Source organism: Frigoribacterium salinisoli, from assembly GCF_054781095.1.
In genome coordinates this window covers 28,241-43,487 of sequence record NZ_BAAGVB010000003.1, presented here as the reverse complement: position 1 = coordinate 43,487, position 15,247 = coordinate 28,241, and the positions used below count along the sequence as shown (strand labels likewise).

Annotated in this window: 13 protein-coding genes; 7 read left to right on the top strand and 6 right to left on the bottom strand. The window is 75.9% G+C overall.

Annotated features, from left to right (window positions below):
- Window positions 1-55: 55 nt before the first annotated feature.
- The 3 genes from ACYVHQ_RS08245 to ACYVHQ_RS08235 form a co-directional block, all read right to left on the bottom strand.
- Window positions 56-751, bottom strand: a complete 696-nt coding sequence (locus ACYVHQ_RS08245; RefSeq protein ID WP_460511962.1) for a hypothetical protein — start codon at window positions 749-751, stop codon at window positions 56-58.
- Between the two features lie 228 nt (window positions 752-979).
- On the bottom strand, window positions 980-2,356 hold the full coding sequence (locus ACYVHQ_RS08240) for a cytochrome P450 (protein WP_460511960.1): 1,377 nt from the start codon (window positions 2,354-2,356) through the stop codon (window positions 980-982).
- 633 nt (window positions 2,357-2,989) lie between these two features.
- Window positions 2,990-3,586, bottom strand: coding sequence for a TetR/AcrR family transcriptional regulator (locus tag ACYVHQ_RS08235; RefSeq protein WP_460511959.1), 597 nt, complete (start codon window positions 3,584-3,586; stop codon window positions 2,990-2,992).
- Between the two features lie 17 nt (window positions 3,587-3,603).
- Here ACYVHQ_RS08235 and ACYVHQ_RS08230 point away from each other — a divergent pair, with 17 nt between their 5' ends.
- The gene (locus tag ACYVHQ_RS08230; protein WP_460511958.1) at window positions 3,604-4,797 is read left to right on the top strand and encodes an MFS transporter; all 1,194 of its coding nucleotides are present in this window, start codon (window positions 3,604-3,606) and stop codon (window positions 4,795-4,797) included.
- Between the two features lie 45 nt (window positions 4,798-4,842).
- Here ACYVHQ_RS08230 and ACYVHQ_RS08225 read toward each other — a convergent pair whose 3' ends face one another.
- Both ACYVHQ_RS08225 and ACYVHQ_RS08220 read right to left on the bottom strand, forming a co-directional pair.
- Window positions 4,843-5,643, bottom strand: a complete 801-nt coding sequence (locus tag ACYVHQ_RS08225; RefSeq protein ID WP_460511956.1) for a hypothetical protein — start codon at window positions 5,641-5,643, stop codon at window positions 4,843-4,845.
- Window positions 5,624-6,223 (bottom strand): sigma-70 family RNA polymerase sigma factor, encoded by a 600-nt coding sequence (locus tag ACYVHQ_RS08220; protein WP_460511954.1) that lies wholly within the window; start codon window positions 6,221-6,223, stop codon window positions 5,624-5,626. Before ACYVHQ_RS08220 ends, ACYVHQ_RS08225 begins: the two co-directional genes overlap by 20 nt.
- A 180-nt stretch (window positions 6,224-6,403) precedes the next feature.
- Here ACYVHQ_RS08220 and ACYVHQ_RS08215 point away from each other — a divergent pair, with 180 nt between their 5' ends.
- From ACYVHQ_RS08215 to ACYVHQ_RS08200, 4 genes are all read left to right on the top strand, one after another.
- On the top strand, window positions 6,404-7,123 hold the full coding sequence (locus tag ACYVHQ_RS08215; protein ID WP_460511952.1) for a CHRD domain-containing protein: 720 nt from the start codon (window positions 6,404-6,406) through the stop codon (window positions 7,121-7,123).
- A gap of 65 nt (window positions 7,124-7,188) precedes the next feature.
- Window positions 7,189-7,815: a class F sortase gene (locus ACYVHQ_RS08210; protein ID WP_460511950.1), complete on the top strand. Its 627-nt coding sequence runs from the start codon at window positions 7,189-7,191 to the stop codon at window positions 7,813-7,815.
- A 52-nt stretch (window positions 7,816-7,867) separates the two neighbouring features.
- Window positions 7,868-9,346: a D-alanyl-D-alanine carboxypeptidase gene (locus ACYVHQ_RS08205; protein WP_460511948.1), complete on the top strand. Its 1,479-nt coding sequence runs from the start codon at window positions 7,868-7,870 to the stop codon at window positions 9,344-9,346.
- A 333-nt stretch (window positions 9,347-9,679) separates the two neighbouring features.
- Complete coding sequence (locus ACYVHQ_RS08200) at window positions 9,680-11,890, top strand: NADP-dependent isocitrate dehydrogenase (RefSeq protein ID WP_460511946.1); 2,211 nt, start codon at window positions 9,680-9,682, stop codon at window positions 11,888-11,890.
- 72 nt (window positions 11,891-11,962) lie between these two features.
- Here ACYVHQ_RS08200 and ACYVHQ_RS08195 read toward each other — a convergent pair whose 3' ends face one another.
- A complete protein-coding gene (locus tag ACYVHQ_RS08195) occupies window positions 11,963-13,213 on the bottom strand; it encodes a DUF418 domain-containing protein (protein WP_460511944.1) in 1,251 nt (416 codons plus the stop codon).
- Window positions 13,214-13,614: 401 nt separating this feature from the next.
- On the opposite strand from ACYVHQ_RS08195, the gene ACYVHQ_RS08190 reads away from it, so the two are divergent.
- Both ACYVHQ_RS08190 and ACYVHQ_RS08185 read left to right on the top strand, forming a co-directional pair.
- Window positions 13,615-14,106, top strand: a complete 492-nt coding sequence (locus tag ACYVHQ_RS08190; protein WP_460511942.1) for an FBP domain-containing protein — start codon at window positions 13,615-13,617, stop codon at window positions 14,104-14,106.
- Window positions 14,107-14,158: 52 nt separating this feature from the next.
- Window positions 14,159-15,178 (top strand): Gfo/Idh/MocA family protein, encoded by a 1,020-nt coding sequence (locus ACYVHQ_RS08185; protein ID WP_460511940.1) that lies wholly within the window; start codon window positions 14,159-14,161, stop codon window positions 15,176-15,178.
- Window positions 15,179-15,247 lie beyond the last annotated feature (69 nt).

Below are 15,247 nucleotides of genomic sequence, written 5' to 3'. Positions count from 1 at the left end.
TCTCCCCGCCAGGGGCACTCCGGCCCGAGCTGACGGGCCGACGCCGTGGCTCAGGTCAGCGTGCCGCCGGCCCGTTGACGACGTCGCCGTCCCAGGAGAGGTCGTCGTCGGGTCCGACCTCGAAGGTCTCGAAGCGGGCGTCGCCGAGGATGCTGTCGACGAGCGAGCGGCTGCCGGCGATGATCGTCGAGTCCCAGTCGATCTCCGAGGCGAGCACCCAGGCGTGGTCCTCCGGCCACAGCAGCTGCATCGACTGGTGCCTGCTGTACCGCAGCCATCCGAGGCGCATGCTGAACCCCCAGTCGGGGTCGGAGAGCTCGTCGACGCTCGTCGTCGCGAGGACGCACTCCCGACCCGGGACCTGCAACTGCGCGGCGCTGACGAGCCGCTGCCCGCTGCCCCCTTCCCAGAAGCCGGCGACGAGGTCGTCAGGGGTCGTCGTCGCCGCACCGAGCAAGGGGACGAGTGCCGCCAGGACGACAGGGTCCAGCCAACCGATCGACGACCCGGGAGCGTACGGGTCGTGGACGTCGTGGAGGCGCCCCCACTGCACCAGCGGGTGCATGACGCGGCCCTGAGCGGCGGCGACGTCGGACCAGCGCTGCTCCCACCAGTCGTGCGGCGCGTCACGCCAGAGCGGGTGGAGCAGGCGCACGTAGGCCTCTGCTCCGTGCCCCGCCACCGACCCGACGCTGGTCAGCCCGTGGAGGCGCTCGAGCAGCCAACTGCCGCGCCCTACGTCGTCCGTCACCTGCACGACAGCAGCATGACAGGGAGACGACACGGGCGGTGCCGCGTTGCAGTCGAGGGAAGTGCAGGAGCGGGAAGGCAGACGTCTCGGTCGGGCGGGGCGGGGAGCGAGCCGGGCCCGAGCATGCAGGAGCCCACCACCCTCGCGCTCACCGGCGCCGACCGCGAGGCCTTCGTCGAGTGGGTTCTCACGCTGCCCGCGAACGGGTCGCGCCCGAGCAGCTCCGCCTCAGTGGAACGGGCAGCGCGACGGGCTCGCGCCCTTCCCCGCGGCGCGCACCCGGCCTCCTGAAGCCGGCTTGGTGGGCAGGCGTCGCCTGTTCACCTCGAGGCCGGCGTCGGCGATCTCGACGCGCGGGTCGCTGAGCGCGGCGACCGCGGCGGCGAGGCCCGCGATGGCGAGCTTCTCGCCGGGGCAGCGGTGGCCGTGCGCGGGGTCGCCCCCACCGTGCGGCACGAACGTGGCGATCGCCTCGTAGTCGTCGACGCCCACGAAGCGCTCGGGGTCGAACTCGCCCGCGCGCTCCCACGACTGGTCGTCGGTGTCGGTGCCCAGGATGTCGAGCACGAGGCGGTCGCCCTCGCCGAGCCGGTGGCCGTCGATCTCGAGGTCGCTGACGACCTTGCCGGGCAGGATCGGCACGAACGGCGCGGTGCGGCGGATCTCCTGGGCGAAGGCGACCGCGAGGGGGCCGTCGACGAGCGTGCCGCGCTCGGCGGTCTCGGCGGCGATGCGTGCGCGCCACTCGGGGCGGTCGTGCAGCTCCTTCGCGGCGAAGGCGACGAAGCGGGCCACGGCGATCATGGGGCGGATGCTGTTCTGCAGCTCGATGCCGGCCATCCGCGCCGGCAGCAGCTCGCCGTCGCGGTCGCGGTGCCAGGCCCACTCGGCGAGGGCCGTGCCCTCGGCGGCGTCGAGCGTGCCGAGGCGGACCGCCGCGACGAGCTGCTCGGTGTGGCGATCGCTCCACTGGCGGTTGACGACGGCGAGGAGGTACTCGGGCGAGTAGGGCACGCCGAAGCCGTCGACGATCTGGGCGAGCCGCGCGGCCCAGCGGGTCCTCGCGGCCCTCGTGCCGGGCAGGCCGGCCCAGCTCGTGCTGGCGCGCCCGAAGGCGCCGACGGCCGCGTCGTAGGCGGTGCGGTCGCCGCCCTCGACCCAGGCGTCGAGCTCGACGGCCCACTCGCGGTCGAACAGCGGCGTGAGTCGCGCGACCTGCTCGTCCTCGTAGGCGACGTCGAGGAAGGTCTGCTTGCGGTGCCGGTGGTCCTCGCCGTCGAGGCTGTGCACCGAACCGTTGCCGAAGAGGGTGCCCTGGACGATGCCGGGCATCGCTCCGTGGCGGGCGATGCGGTCGCCGTCGTAGAAGAGCTCGACGGCCTCGGCGCCGCGCACCAGCAGGGCGTCGTGCCCGAGCAGGCGGAACGGCACCGCGCGGGCGCCCTTCCGCGCCCGCCGCCAGAGGTGGGCGCCGAAGCCGTAGCCGCGCGTGAGCACCGCGGGCGCGTCGTCGCGCAGGAGCTTCCCGGCGGCCCGGATACGCGAGTCCTTGCCGGGGGTGACGGGGGCGTCGGTCGCGGGCGTCGTGGTCGAGGGGGAGGGCATGGCGCCATGCTGCCAGCCGGGTCCCACCGCCGTACAGGTGGGGCAGGAGGCGCGGTGCGCGGTGCGCGTCGCGGGCGGGCCGGGGCGCGCCTCCTGCTGGGAGGACGCCGGGAAGGCGTGCTCCCGCACGGGTACCGTCGACGCCTGCCTCCCCGGGGTTCCCCGGCCCCCGTTGTCCCCCAGCGGAGCAGCCCCGAGGGCTCACCCGACTCGTGCTGCGGGGAGGTGCGGCACCCCTGCGGCCCGAACCGCGGGGGTGCCACCACGACGTCGCCCGAACGACGACACTTGTCGTTAACAAGGAGGGCGTACCCTGAACGGCGAACCGGGTGGCTCGAGGGTCACCCGTGGCAGGGGTACAGGATTCGGGTCCTGTCCCTGCCGGGTGGGGCCGCCACGCCAGGGACGTGATGCCGGCCCCGCCCCCCTCGTCCCCGTTCGGGGGGTGCTCCCCGCCTGGGAATGTGCCCGGCCCCGCGCAGGGGCCCACCTCGTGACGTCTACTGGAGTCGTGCCGGACCGACGCCTTTCGGGAGGCGGAAGCGGGTCCTCGACTCCTCCGGCACGGTGACGGTGCCGCGCTCCCCGGAGCGCCGCCGCGCGATGGTGGGGCTCTGTCGTTCGGGCTGAGCCCTACCTGGCCCGGTCGTCCTGGGGCTGGTCGGCCCGTCCCGGGGCCAGGACCGCCTCGGCGACCGCGCGAGCCGTCGCGGTGCCGCTGTCGGCGTCGCGGAGCCGCATCGCGAGCGCTCCCGTGACGACGAGCGTGAGCTGCCCGGCGACGGCCGTCGCTCGCTCGTCGCCGACGAGGGGCTCGGCGAGCGCGCGGAGGCGGGCCCGCAGGGACGCCGACTCCGCGGCGAGGACCTCGGCCAGCTCAGGAGGCGCGTCGGCGTGCTCCGAGGCCGTCCCGAGGAACGCGCACCAGCGCGAGCCGGCCGGCCGCGAGCGGTACTCGTCGAGGGCGTCGAACACGGCCAGGACGCGGCCGCGGTCGTCGACGGCACGGTCGACGGCGCGGTCCCAGGTGGCCAGCCAGTCGCGCTGCCGGCGCTCGAGCGCGGCCGCCACGAGGGCCTCCTTCGTGGCGTAGCCCCGGTAGAGGGTCGCGGTGGAGACGCCGGCGCGGGCGAGGACGGCGTCGACGGGCGTCGCGGCGATGCCCCGCGTGAAGAAGAGCTCCTCGGCGGCGTCGAGCAGTCGCTGCTCGGTGCCTGGGCGGAGGGTCATGCCGACAGCCTAAGGTCATGGAAATGAAACGTACGTTTTCACTTTCGCGATCGTCCGGCCTGGTCCTGTCGGGCACGGCGCTGGTCGCCGTCACCTACGGCCTGGTCCGCCTCGCCTACGGTCTCTTCCTCCCGGACGTCCAGGCGGAGCTCGGGCTCGACGACGCCACCGCTGGGCTCGTCTCGTCGGGAGCGTCGGTGCTCTACTGCGCCGGCGCGCTCACGGGGTTCCTGCTCGCCGCCACGCGCCCGCGCCTCCTGGTCGTGCTCGCCGCGGTGACGGCGGGCGGCGGTGCGCTGGGCACGGCTCTCAGCGGCGGCGTCGCGAGCTTCGGCCTCGCCGCGGTCGTGAGCTCGGCCGGTGCCGGGCTCGCGTCGCCGGCGCTCGTCACGCTCGTCCACCGCGGGGTCGCGGCGCACCGCGAGGGTCGTGCGCAGGCGACCGTCAACTCGGGCACCGGCCCGGGGCTCGCGCTGGCCGGTCTGCTCGCGCTGGTGCTCCTGCCCGACTGGCGGACGGGCTGGGCGGTGGCGGCCCTGTCCGCGGCGGTCGCGGCCACGGCCGTGCTGCTGCTCGACCGGCACCCGTCCCGGCGCGCGTCCCGGCAGGAGGCGCGACCGGCTCCGTCCCGCCCGGCGCGCCCGACGCTCCCGTCGCGCACCTGGGCCCTGGCGCACCTCGTCGTCGTCGTCGCGGCCGGACTGCTCGGTGCCGGGAGCGCTGCCGTCTGGACATACGGCCGCACCCTGCTCGTCGCCGCCGGCACCAGCCCGACCGTGTCGGTCGTGGCCTGGATCGCCCTCGGCCTGGGCGGCGCGACGGTCGCCGTGACCGCCCGCTGGACCAGCGCCCTCCGACCCCGCGTCGCCTGGGCGGCGACCGCCGGGGCCGTGGCGCTCGCGACCCTGCTGCTCACCGTGGCCCCGGCGGTGCCGTCGCTCGCGCTCGCCGCCTGCGTGCTCTTCGGCTGGGGCTACACCGCCGCCACGGGTGCGCTCATCGCGTGGACGAACGACATCGACCCCGAGCAGGCGGCCCCGGGCACGTCGATGGCCTTCGTCGTGCTCGTGCTCGGTCAGGCCCTGGGAGCGGCGGGTGCCGGCGCCCTCGTCGGCGTCGCGGGGCTGCCGGCGACGTTCGTGGTCGCCGCGGCCGTGACGGCGGCAGGGGTCGCGGTCACCGCCCGGCGGCCGGGTCGCCCGCGGGCCTGACGGCCCCGGCCCGCGCCCCGGCCACGTCCGGCAGCCCGGCTCCGCTCACGCCTCGACGCGCGGCACCTCCGCCACGGCGACCTCGCCGTCGGCCCCCCGGATCTCGATCGCGGCGACGTGCTCCCGGGTGACCGCCGCGTTGAGGCGGCAGTCGACCTCGACCGTCGAGCCGAGGAACGCGCCCGACTCGTGCTCGCGGCCCTCGTCGTCGACGACCACGACGGAGAACGCGTCGCCCGGGGGCAGCCCGTCGACCGTGAGCACGGTCTCGGTGCCCCAGGTGTGCGCCACGAGGTCGGCGTCGAGCACCACGCCCGCGGGCACGCCCTCGAAGTCGATCGGCTCGACCGCGCCGAGGGTGCCCGGGGGGCCATCGACAGTGGCGTCGCGCGGCGCCGCCACCAGGGCCCCGGCCCCCGCGCCGACGACCAGGCACGCGGCGGCCGCGAGGACGCTCAGGAGGCGGCGCGGACGAGGGCGGGCGGCGGCGGGCGCGAGGGGCGTGACGGGGGCGAGCCGGGCCTCCTGCGCGACCGCGGCCTCCTGCGCGACCACGGCCTCCTGTGGGGCCCGTGCGTCCCGAGCGGCGTGGACCCGCCCCGGGGCCGCCTCGTCCGCCCCGATCGCGGCGACACGACGGCGGAGCTCGTCGCTGGGGGCCGCGTCGAGCCACGGGCCGGCAGCGGCCAGGGTCGAGGTCAGCCCGCCCAGCTCGGCGAGCTCCGCGTCGATCGTGGGGTCGGCAGCGCGCAGCCGGTCCAGCTCGGCGCGCTCGTCGGGCGTGAGGTCGTCGGCGAGCGCGGCGGCGAGCAGTTCGGCGCGGCGGTCAGGCGTGGGATCGGACATCGGTGGGTCCCCCTTCGTCGAGGTGGGTGCGGAGGGCCCGGAGGCCGTAGAAGACGCGGGTGCGCAGGGTCGCGACGGGCACCCCGGTGGCCTCGGCGTGCTCCTGGTAGCTGAGGCCGCGCAGGTGCACGGCGACGACGGCGGCGCGGTGCTCGTCGCTCAGCCGGGCGAGGCCCTCCGCCAGGTGCAGCCGTTCGAGCGGGTCGGCCACGTCGGCCTCCACCCCCTCGAGGGCGTCGTCGTGCTCGACGAGGCGGGGACCGCGCTGACGCGACCGCAGCGCGTCGAGGACCACGTGCCTCTGGATCGCGAACAACCAGGTCCGCTCGCTGCCGCGCGCCGCGTCGAACGTGGCACGGGCCCGCCACGCGCGGAGGAACGTCTCCTGCACGCAGTCCTCGGCGAGGGCGCGGTCGCGGAGGGCGTTCACGGCGAAGCCGAGCAGCGCCGAGCCGTGGGCGTCGAACGCGGCGGGGACGTCGAGCCCCGGCGGGGGCTGGGCGGGCGGCCCGTCGGGGGCGGGTCGGGGCGTGCTCATGGGGCTCCGCTCGGGTGCGGGACGCGTCGTGACGAGCGTCATCGGGCTCCTTCCCCACTGTACGGGGGCGTCGACGACGTCCTCGCCGGGGGTACGACGGGCCGGTCCGCGCCGTTCATCCGAACTCCTTCGTGCGGTCGATGAACGCGCCCGCCCCGGCCGTCGTACCTCCCTGCACGAGCGGTGCCCGACCGGGTGCCCGATGTCGAGAGGCGAACGATCATGACGAAGACCCGAGCCATCCGCACCCTGACCCTCGGCGGCGCCGCGACCGCCGCCGCCACCCTGCTGATCGCCGCCCCGGCGGCCGCCGAGACCGAGGTGCCCGAGCCCTCGTCGTTCACGAGCGCCTTCACGGTCATGGCCACGCCCGACCAGGTCATCGGCAGCGACGGCCAGGCCGCCCCCGGCGAGCCCGGCGCGACCGGCACCTTCGACTTCCGGATCGACAGCGACACCGAGGTGATATGCTACGACATCACCCTGAGCGGCGTGACCGGCGACTACCAGAGCCCCGCGAAGACCGCGACGCACATCCACGAGGCCGCCGCGGGCGAGGCCGGCCCGCCCCGCATCGCGTTCCCGGACCCCGTGGACCAGGGTGACGGCACGCGCACCAGCAGCGGCTGCCTGCAGGGCCCCTTCACCACGGGGGTCACGAACGACGCGGGTGCCGACACGGGCGAGGGCTTCACGCTGGCCCAGATCGAGGCCGACCCCGCCGCGTTCACGGGCGACTCGCACACGGCCTCGTTCGTGCCCGGGGTCGTCCGCGGCCAGCTCGCGCAGGTCCCCGTCGGCGGCGTCGCCACGGGTGCAGGAGGCGCGGCCCAGTCCGGTCCGGACGCCGGCCTCGCCCTCGGCGCCGGTGCCCTCGGCCTGACCGCCGCCGGTGCCGCCGCCTGGATCGTCGCCCGTCGTCGGGCCGCCCAGGAGTCCTGATCACCACCGCCCGGCGCACGGCCGGGGCGTCGCAGCCGCGACGCCCCGGCCGTGCCGTGCTGCTCGTGGCGGCCGTGCTGGCCGGCCCGAGCCTGCTCGTGGGCTGCGCGCCCGGCGCCGGCGCCGACGACGCGACCGGGCCCGGCGCGGCCGCGACGTCCGCGCCGGGGCCGGGCGGGCCTCCTGCACCCACGGCTCCCGCTCCGGCGCCCTCGCCCGACGTGGCGCCGTCGCCGGTGCTCGCAGAGGGCGTCGCGCCTGCCCGGGTCGACGTGCCCGCCATCGGGCTCTCGGAACCGCTCATCGGCCTCGGCCTCGACGCCGAGGGAGCGATGGAGGTGCCCGTCGACGCCGACGACGTCGGTTGGTTCGCCGGGGGCGGGCGCCCCGGCGGGCGCGGGCCGACCGTGATCGCCGGCCACGTGGACTCGACGACGGGCCCCGCCGTGTTCTTCCGGCTGCGCGAGCTCGTCGTCGGCGACGAGGTCACCGTCACCGACGTCGAGGGCGGTGCCGTGCGGTACGCGGTCACCGAGGTGCTCGACGTGCCCAAGGCGGAGTTCCCGACGGCACGGGTGTTCGGCGCGCAGCCGACCGACCGGCTGCGGCTCGTCACCTGCGGCGGGGCCTTCGACCGCTCCTCGGGCCACTACGAGGAGAACCGGGTCGTGTTCGCCGAGCCCGTCGCGTGACCCGCGGCGCGGGACCCCCGGTCAGGTGACACGTGCTGCTTAGGGTGGGCCCGTGACCAGACGACGACCCAGCAGGGCGGTCCGACGCAGGCGCGCAGCGGTCGGCCTCGTCGCGGTCGTCGCCGTCGCCGTCGGCCTCGGCGTCGCCGCCGGACGGGACGACGCGCCATCGCCCGTCGAGGCCGTCCGGGCGATCGTGTCGCCCGAGGGCGACGGCGGGGAGCGCTGCTCGGTGCCCGTGCTGACCCAGGGCTGGACGGCAGGGCAGCTGCACCTCGACGTGCGCTCGGTGGCCTCCGGCGACCGGCTCGGCGGAGTCCGGGCCGACGAGCCCGCCCCGACCGGCAGCACCCTCAAGCTGCTCACCGCGGCCGCCGCCGTCGAGTCGCTCGGGCCCACCGCGACCCTCTCGACGCGCGTCGTCCAGGGGGGAGAGCCCGGCACGGTCGTCGTCGTCGGCGGGGGAGACCCCACGCTCAGCCGGCTGCCCACCGGCCAGGAGTCCGTGTACCCGGACGCGCCCCACCTCGACGCGCTCGCGGAGCAGGTGCTCGCCGCCCGCGCCGCCGACCCCGCGCTCGCGGGGGTGCCCGTCACGACGCTGCAGGTCGACGTCGGCCTCTTCGACGGGCCGGTCTGGCTCGACGGCTGGTCGGACTCGGCCCGCACGAGCGGCTCCGTCCCCAACATCACCGCGCTCATGGTCGACGGCGACCGCGACGACGCCACCGAGCCCTACTCGCGACGCAGCGAGGGAGCCGTCACGCGGGCGGCGACGGCCCTCGCCCCGCTGCTCGGCACCGCCGTCGCCGTCGACCCCGATCTCGTCACCGCCCCCGCCGGCGCCGACGTGCTCGGCGAGGTGCGCTCGGCACCCGTGTCGACGCTCGTCGAGCACCTGCTGACCCACTCGGACAACGCGCTCGCCGAGGCGCTCGGGCGGCACGTGGCGATCGCCGAAGGGGGTGGCGCGGGTGCTGGTGCGGGTGCGGGTGCCGACGGGGGTGCGGGTGCCGGTGCGGGTGCCAAGGCCGGGGCCGGGGCCGGTGCGGGTGCGGGTGCTGGTGCCGGGTTCGCCGATGTCGGCGACGGGTTCGGTGCGGCCCTGCGGCACCTCGAGCTGCCCGCCGACGGGGCCGTCGTCGCCGACGCCTCCGGCCTGAGCAGTGCCGACGCCCTGCCCGCCACGACCCTGAGCCAGCTGCTCGTCGAGGTGGCCCGTCGCGAGCACGACCTCGGCGTCGTCGACGACGGGCTCGCCGTCGCCGGACGCACCGGGACCCTCGCCGAGGACGGCCGCTTCGTCGACGACCACCCGGAGGCCGTCGGCGCGATCCGCGGCAAGACCGGCACCCTCGACGACATGGTCGGCCTGGCGGCCATCGCCGAGCCCGACGACGGCCGGACCATCACCTTCACGATCTGGGCCGAGGGCCTCGACCCGGCCGTCGCCACCACCGACGACGCGCGGCGCCAGGTCGACGCGCTCGCGGCCGACCTGCTCGCCTGCGGGGCCGGCGTCAACGGCTGACCCCGCGCCTCCTGCCCTGCCCGCGCGCCTCCTAGCCCGCATCCGGCGCGCGTTCCTGCCCCGCGCCTCCTGCCCGCTGCTGCACCGCAGCGCGTCGCCGGCACCGCGGCACGTCCGAACGTGCCGCGGTGTCGGCGACGTACCGCGGTGCCGTTCTCGCACGACGGTGCGGACGTTCGCACCGTCGTACGAGAAGAGCGCCGCGCTACGGCCGCGCCGCACGCAGAGCGGCGCCGTCCATCACGCCCAGAAGGTATCTTGATGTCGAGAGACCTGCGCGGGTAGCGTGGGTCCCGCACGCACGCAGGGCGACACGAGGGAGTACCAGCCGTCATGGCCAAGATCATCTACACGCTCACCGACGAGGCGCCGATGCTGGCGACCCACTCCTTCCTGCCGATCGTGCAGGCGTACGCGCGCACCGCGGGGATCGACGTCGAGACCCGCGACATCTCGCTCGCCGGTCGCCTCCTCGCGCAGTTCCCCGAGCGGCTCCGCGACGACCAGCGCGTCGGCGACGCCCTCGCCGAGCTCGGCGACCTCGCGACGACGCCCGAGGCCAACATCATCAAGCTGCCGAACATCTCGGCCTCGATCCCGCAGCTCAAGGCCGCGATCGCCGAGCTGCAGGCGCAGGGCCACGACCTGCCCGACTACCCCGACGAGCCCCGGACCGACGAGGAGCGCGACGCGCGCGCCCGCTACGACCGCGTCAAGGGCAGCGCCGTGAACCCGGTGCTGCGCGAGGGCAACTCCGACCGCCGCGCACCCCAGTCGGTGAAGGCCTTCGCCCGCAAGAACCCGCACCGCATGGGTGCCTGGTCGTCCGAGTCGAAGAGCTCGGTCGCGACGATGGGCGTCGACGACTTCCGCTCGAACGAGAAGACCGTCGTCCTGCCCGCCGACGACACGCTGCGCATCGAGCTGGTCGCCGCCGACGGCTCCACGCGGGTGCTGCGCGAGTCGATCCCGGTGCTCGCCGGCGAGGTCGTCGACGCCACCGTGCTGCGGGTCGCGGCGCTCCGCGAGTTCCTCACCGCCCAGATCGCCCGGGCCGAGGCCGAGGGCGTCCTCTTCTCGGTGCACCTCAAGGCCACGATGATGAAGGTCAGCGACCCGATCATCTTCGGGCACGTGATCCGTGCCTACTTCCCGGACGTGTTCGAGCGCTACGGCGCCGACCTGGCCGCCGCGGGGCTCAACCCGAACGACGGGCTGGGCTCGATCCTCCGGGGCCTCGACGACGTCGCCGCCGGCGCCGAGATCCGTGCCGCGTTCGAGCAGCGCCTCGCCGACGGGCCCGACATGGCCATGGTCGACAGCGACCGCGGCATCACCAACCTGCACGTGCCCAGCGACGTCATCGTCGACGCGTCCATGCCGGCGATGATCCGCTCCTCGGGCCACATGTGGGGCGCCGACGGTGCCGAGCACGACGCCCTCGCGGTGATCCCCGACTCCAGCTACGCCGGCATCTACCAGGTCGTCATCGCCGACTGCCGCGTCAACGGCGCCTTCGACCCCGCCACCATGGGCTCGGTGCCCAACGTCGGCCTCATGGCGCAGAAGGCCGAGGAGTACGGCTCGCACGACAAGACCTTCGAGGTCCCGGCCGACGGCACGGTGCGCGTGGTCGACTCGTCGGGCACCGCCCTGCTCGAGCACGAGGTCTCGGCCGGCGACATCTGGCGCGCCTGCCAGACGAAGGACGTCGCGGTCCGCGACTGGGTTAAGCTCGCCGTGACCCGGGCCCGCGCCACCGGCACCCCCGCCGTCTTCTGGCTCGACGACAGCCGCTCGCACGACGCGGCGCTGATCGGGCTCGTGCAGCGCTACCTGGCCGAGCACGACACCGACGGCCTGCAGATCGAGGTGCTCTCGCCCGAGGACGCCATGCGCTTCTCGCTCGAGCGCATCCGCCGCGGAGAGGACACCATCTCGGTCACCGGCAACGTGCTGCGCGACTACCTCACCGACCTGTTCCCGATCATGGAGCTCGGCACGAGCGCCAAGATGCTCTCGGTCGTGCCCCTGCTCGGCGGCGGTGGCCTCTTCGAGACCGGCGCCGGCGGTTCTGCGCCCAAGCACGTGCAGCAGTTCCTCGAGGACGACTACCTGCGCTGGGACAGCCTTGGCGAGTTCCTCGCGCTCGCCGTGAGCCTCGAGCACCTGTCGACCGTCACCGGCAACGCCCGTGCGAAGGTGCTCGCCGACGCGCTCGACCGGGCGACCGGCCGTTACCTCGACGAGGACAAGTCGCCCGGCCGCGGCCCCGGCACCCTCGACACGCGCGGCAGCCACTTCTACGTCGCCCAGTACTGGGCCGACGAGCTGTCGCGCCAGACGGACGACGCCGAGCTCGCCCGGGCGTTCGCGGCCCCGGCCGCGACCCTCCACGAGCAGGAGGACGCGATCGTCGCCGAGCTCCTCGCCCCCCAGGGCCAGGGCGTCGACCTGGGCGGCTACTACCGCCCCGACACGGCGGCGCTGAGCCACGTGATGCGCCCGTCGAGCACGCTCAACGAGCTGCTCGCCTCGCTCTAGGCAGGGCGACGACCACAGGAGGCGCGGTGCCGGCGGGCACCGCGCCTCCTGCCGTCCGCGGGGCCGGCTCCGTCAGCTGCGCCCGTACGTCAGCCGCCGCAGCAGCTGCTCGGCGGGGCCCGGCCGTCCGGCCCGGTCCAGCAGGACGGCGACGACGACCGTGACGAGCCAGACGCCGACCGCGACGAGGCTCACCTGGAGCGTCCCCGCGCCGACGCCGAGGCCGAGCGCCCACGGTGCGAGCAGGGGCACGAACAGGACCGACTGCAGCAGGTAGCAGGTGAGCGAGCGCTGCCCGACGGCGGCGAGGGCGCGGACGACGGGGCCGGGGGGCGTGGCGGGGGAGGGTGCGCCTCCTGCCGCGGGCGCATCGGCGCGGGCGCGCTCGCGGTGCGCGACGAACCAGCCCACGAGGCCGAACGTGGCGAGGGCGCCGGCGACGCCCGTCGTGCCGTGCAGCACGCCCAGCAGGTAGGCGGCCCAGCCGGGCGGCTGCCACGCCTGCACGGCCGCGAGCACGAGCGGCAGGGCTCCGACGACGCTCACGGGCAGGCCGACGAGCACGAGGCGGCGGAAGAGCGCCACGTGCTCCGTCGGGCGCTCGAGCACCTGGCGGCGCCCGAGCAGCGTGCCGATCGCGGCCAGCGAGAGGAACGTCGCGACGTTGAACGGCGACCCCACGACGAGCAGCACGAGGGCCAGCAGGCGGAACACGAGGGCCCCGCCGGCGGTGGTCGTGTCGATGCCGGGCAGCTCGGTGGCGGCGGTTCCCGCGGCGAGCCCGTCGGCGCCGCTCGCGAGCACGAACACGAGGGCGAGCGACCAGCCGAGCACGGCCCAGGTGCGGTCGCGCGCGGCGAAGAGCAGGGCGAGGACGACGCCGAGGCAGCCGTAGCTGAACAGCACGTCGCCCTCGAAGAGCAGCACGATGTGCACGGCCCCGAAGACCGCGATCCAGAGGCTCCGGCGCAGCAGGAGGGCCCGGGCGCGGGCGGCGGGGACGCCGCGCCCGGCCTGGCGCCGCAGGAGCACCGTGAAGCCGTAGGCGAAGATGATCGTGAACAGCGGGAACGCCCGGTTGTCGACGAAGAGGCCCACGAGGACGTCGGCGACGTGGTCGCCCGCGCTGCCGTCGACCGGGCGGCCGAGCGGCCCGGTGGCGCGGCCGCTGATGTAGTAGACGGCGTTGGCGAGGGCGATGCCGAGCAGGGCGATGCCGCGCGCCAGGTCGGGGGCGAGCATCCGCTCGCCGGAGGGCACGGGCCCGCTCCACGCAGCAGTCGCGGGCCGGGCGGGCGGGACGGGTGCGGCAGGCAGGGTCACGGCCCCAGGCTAGGCAGCGGGACGGGTGCGCCGGCACCGTCGCGCGGGGGAGGGGGACGTCTGTCGTCCTCCCGGTCAGGCGTCGTCCACGGCGTCACCCATTGCTTCGACGCCCGCCAGGGCGTACCGTGCTCGCGTGAGCACCTCCGCCCTCCTCAGCGCCGCCCGTGCGCGTCGGGAGGTCGTAGACGCCCCGCGCGTCGACTGCAGGTAGTCGCCCTCTCCCGGTGACCCGCCACGCCCGTGGCAGGTCGCGCCTCCGGTGCCCGACCACCGACGCCCGTCCGCAGCGCGACGGTTCGCGTCGCGGTCCCCGCCGGAGCCCTTCCTCGAGAACCCGCCCGGGCAGCTCGCCGCGCCGACGTGCGCGGCCGCCCGGGCACGACCGAACGGTGACGCCCGTGCTCCCCTTGTCCGAGAAGACCCTCCGCTCCTCCTTCGTGAACGCGAGCCGCAAGGAGGTCTCCGACCTCACCCTGCCCCCGGGCTTCGACGCCCTCGACTGGGACGCCCTCGAGTTCGTCGGCTGGCGCGACCCGAAGCTCGCCCGGCGCGCGTACGTCGTCGTGCCGGTCGGCGAGCGCGTCGTCGGCGTCCTGCTGCGGCAGGCCGAGGCCTCGCCGCGCACCCGGGCACAGTGGACGTGGTGCCAGGACGTCCGGCTGCCCGTCGACGTCGTGTTCTTCAGCGCCAAGCGCGCCGGGGCCGCGGGACGCAACGGCGACACGGTCGGCACCCTGGTGTGCTCCGGGTTCGAGTGCTCGGCCCACGCGCACGTGACGCCGCCGGAGGCGTACCTCGGCCACGACGTGGAGGCCACCCGCCAGGCACGGGTGGCCGCCCTGCGCGAGCGGGCGGCCGGGTTCGCGACGCGGGTCGCGGGCACGGCCTGACCGGCGGGCCCGCTCCCTGGTGGCGACCGCGCCCCGCCGCTACGGTGGCGCCATGACGACGACGGTGCCGTTCCCCTCTCCTGGACCCCTCGACCTGCGGGCGGCCCCGCCCCTGCGCTGGGGCGTGGTCGGCACGGGCGAGATCGCGGGCGACTTCACCGACGCGCTGCACGCCCACACGGCGCAGCGCGTCGTCGCGGTCGCCTCGCGCACCACCGAGCGGGCCGAGGCGTTCGGCCGCGCGCACGGTGCCGAGCTCGCCTTCACCGACCCGCACGCGATGGCCGCCGAGGTCGACGTGGTCTACGTCGCGACCCCGCACAGTCGGCACCACGACGACGCGCTCGCCGCGATCACGGCGGGCACGCCGGTGCTCGTCGAGAAGCCGATGGGGCTGTCGGCCGCCCAGACGGAGGCGGTCGCCGCGGCGGCCCGCGAGCACGGCGTGCTCGCCGCCGAGGCGATGTGGACGCGCTACCTGCCGCAGTCCCGCGTGCTCGCCGCGCTGCTCGAGGCCGGCGACCTGGGCACCGTCCGCCTCGCCGACGCGGCCGTCGGCTGGCAGGCCGACCTCGGCGCGGGCGGCAGGATGCTCGACCCGGCCCTCGGGGGAGGCGCGCTCCTCGACGCGGGCGTCTACGCCTTCTGGTTCGCGCAGTTCGCGATCGGTCGGCCGCTGTCGGTCGACGCGCGCGGCACGATGCGTCCCGACGGCGTCGACCTCGAGGCGGCGGCCGTGCTGACCGGGGCAGGAGGCGCGCTCGCGACGGCCGCCACGAGCCTCCTGACCACGACCGACGGGCTGGCCTCGATCTCGGGGGACCGCGGCGTCGTGCGCTTCACCGAGCACATGGTCTTCCCGGCGTCGTTCACGCTCACGCGCGGCGGCAGCACGGCGACCTGGCAGGACCCGACCGGGCTGCGCGGTCGCGAGGGCCTCGCCCACGAGGGGGCGGCGATCGCGGCGCTCGTGGCCGAGGGGCGCACGGACTCGCCCGTGCACGGGCTCGACGACTCGATCGCGCTGGCGCGCACGCTCGACGCGGTGCGGGACGGGTTGACGGTCGCCTGAGCGGTCGGCGGTCCTGCGGGGGACCGCCCGCACCCTGCCTCGCGGGCGGGGCCGGCCCGGGCGTCCGCG

What these genes read in the sequence shown, in the direction of transcription:
- ACYVHQ_RS08240 (WP_460511960.1), bottom strand. Translation starts at nt 2,356, where the DNA reads ATGCCCTCCCCCTCGACCACGACGCCCGCGACCGACGCCCCCGTCACC.
- ACYVHQ_RS08235 (WP_460511959.1), bottom strand. Translation starts at nt 3,586, where the DNA reads ATGACCCTCCGCCCAGGCACCGAGCAGCGACTGCTCGACGCCGCCGAG.
- ACYVHQ_RS08230 (WP_460511958.1), top strand. Translation starts at nt 3,604, where the DNA reads ATGGAAATGAAACGTACGTTTTCACTTTCGCGATCGTCCGGCCTGGTC.
- ACYVHQ_RS08225 (WP_460511956.1), bottom strand. Translation starts at nt 5,643, where the DNA reads ATGTCCGATCCCACGCCTGACCGCCGCGCCGAACTGCTCGCCGCCGCG.
- ACYVHQ_RS08220 (WP_460511954.1), bottom strand. Translation starts at nt 6,223, where the DNA reads ATGACGCTCGTCACGACGCGTCCCGCACCCGAGCGGAGCCCCATGAGC.
- ACYVHQ_RS08215 (WP_460511952.1), top strand. Translation starts at nt 6,404, where the DNA reads ATGACGAAGACCCGAGCCATCCGCACCCTGACCCTCGGCGGCGCCGCG.
- ACYVHQ_RS08200 (WP_460511946.1), top strand. Translation starts at nt 9,680, where the DNA reads ATGGCCAAGATCATCTACACGCTCACCGACGAGGCGCCGATGCTGGCG.
- ACYVHQ_RS08185 (WP_460511940.1), top strand. Translation starts at nt 14,159, where the DNA reads ATGACGACGACGGTGCCGTTCCCCTCTCCTGGACCCCTCGACCTGCGG.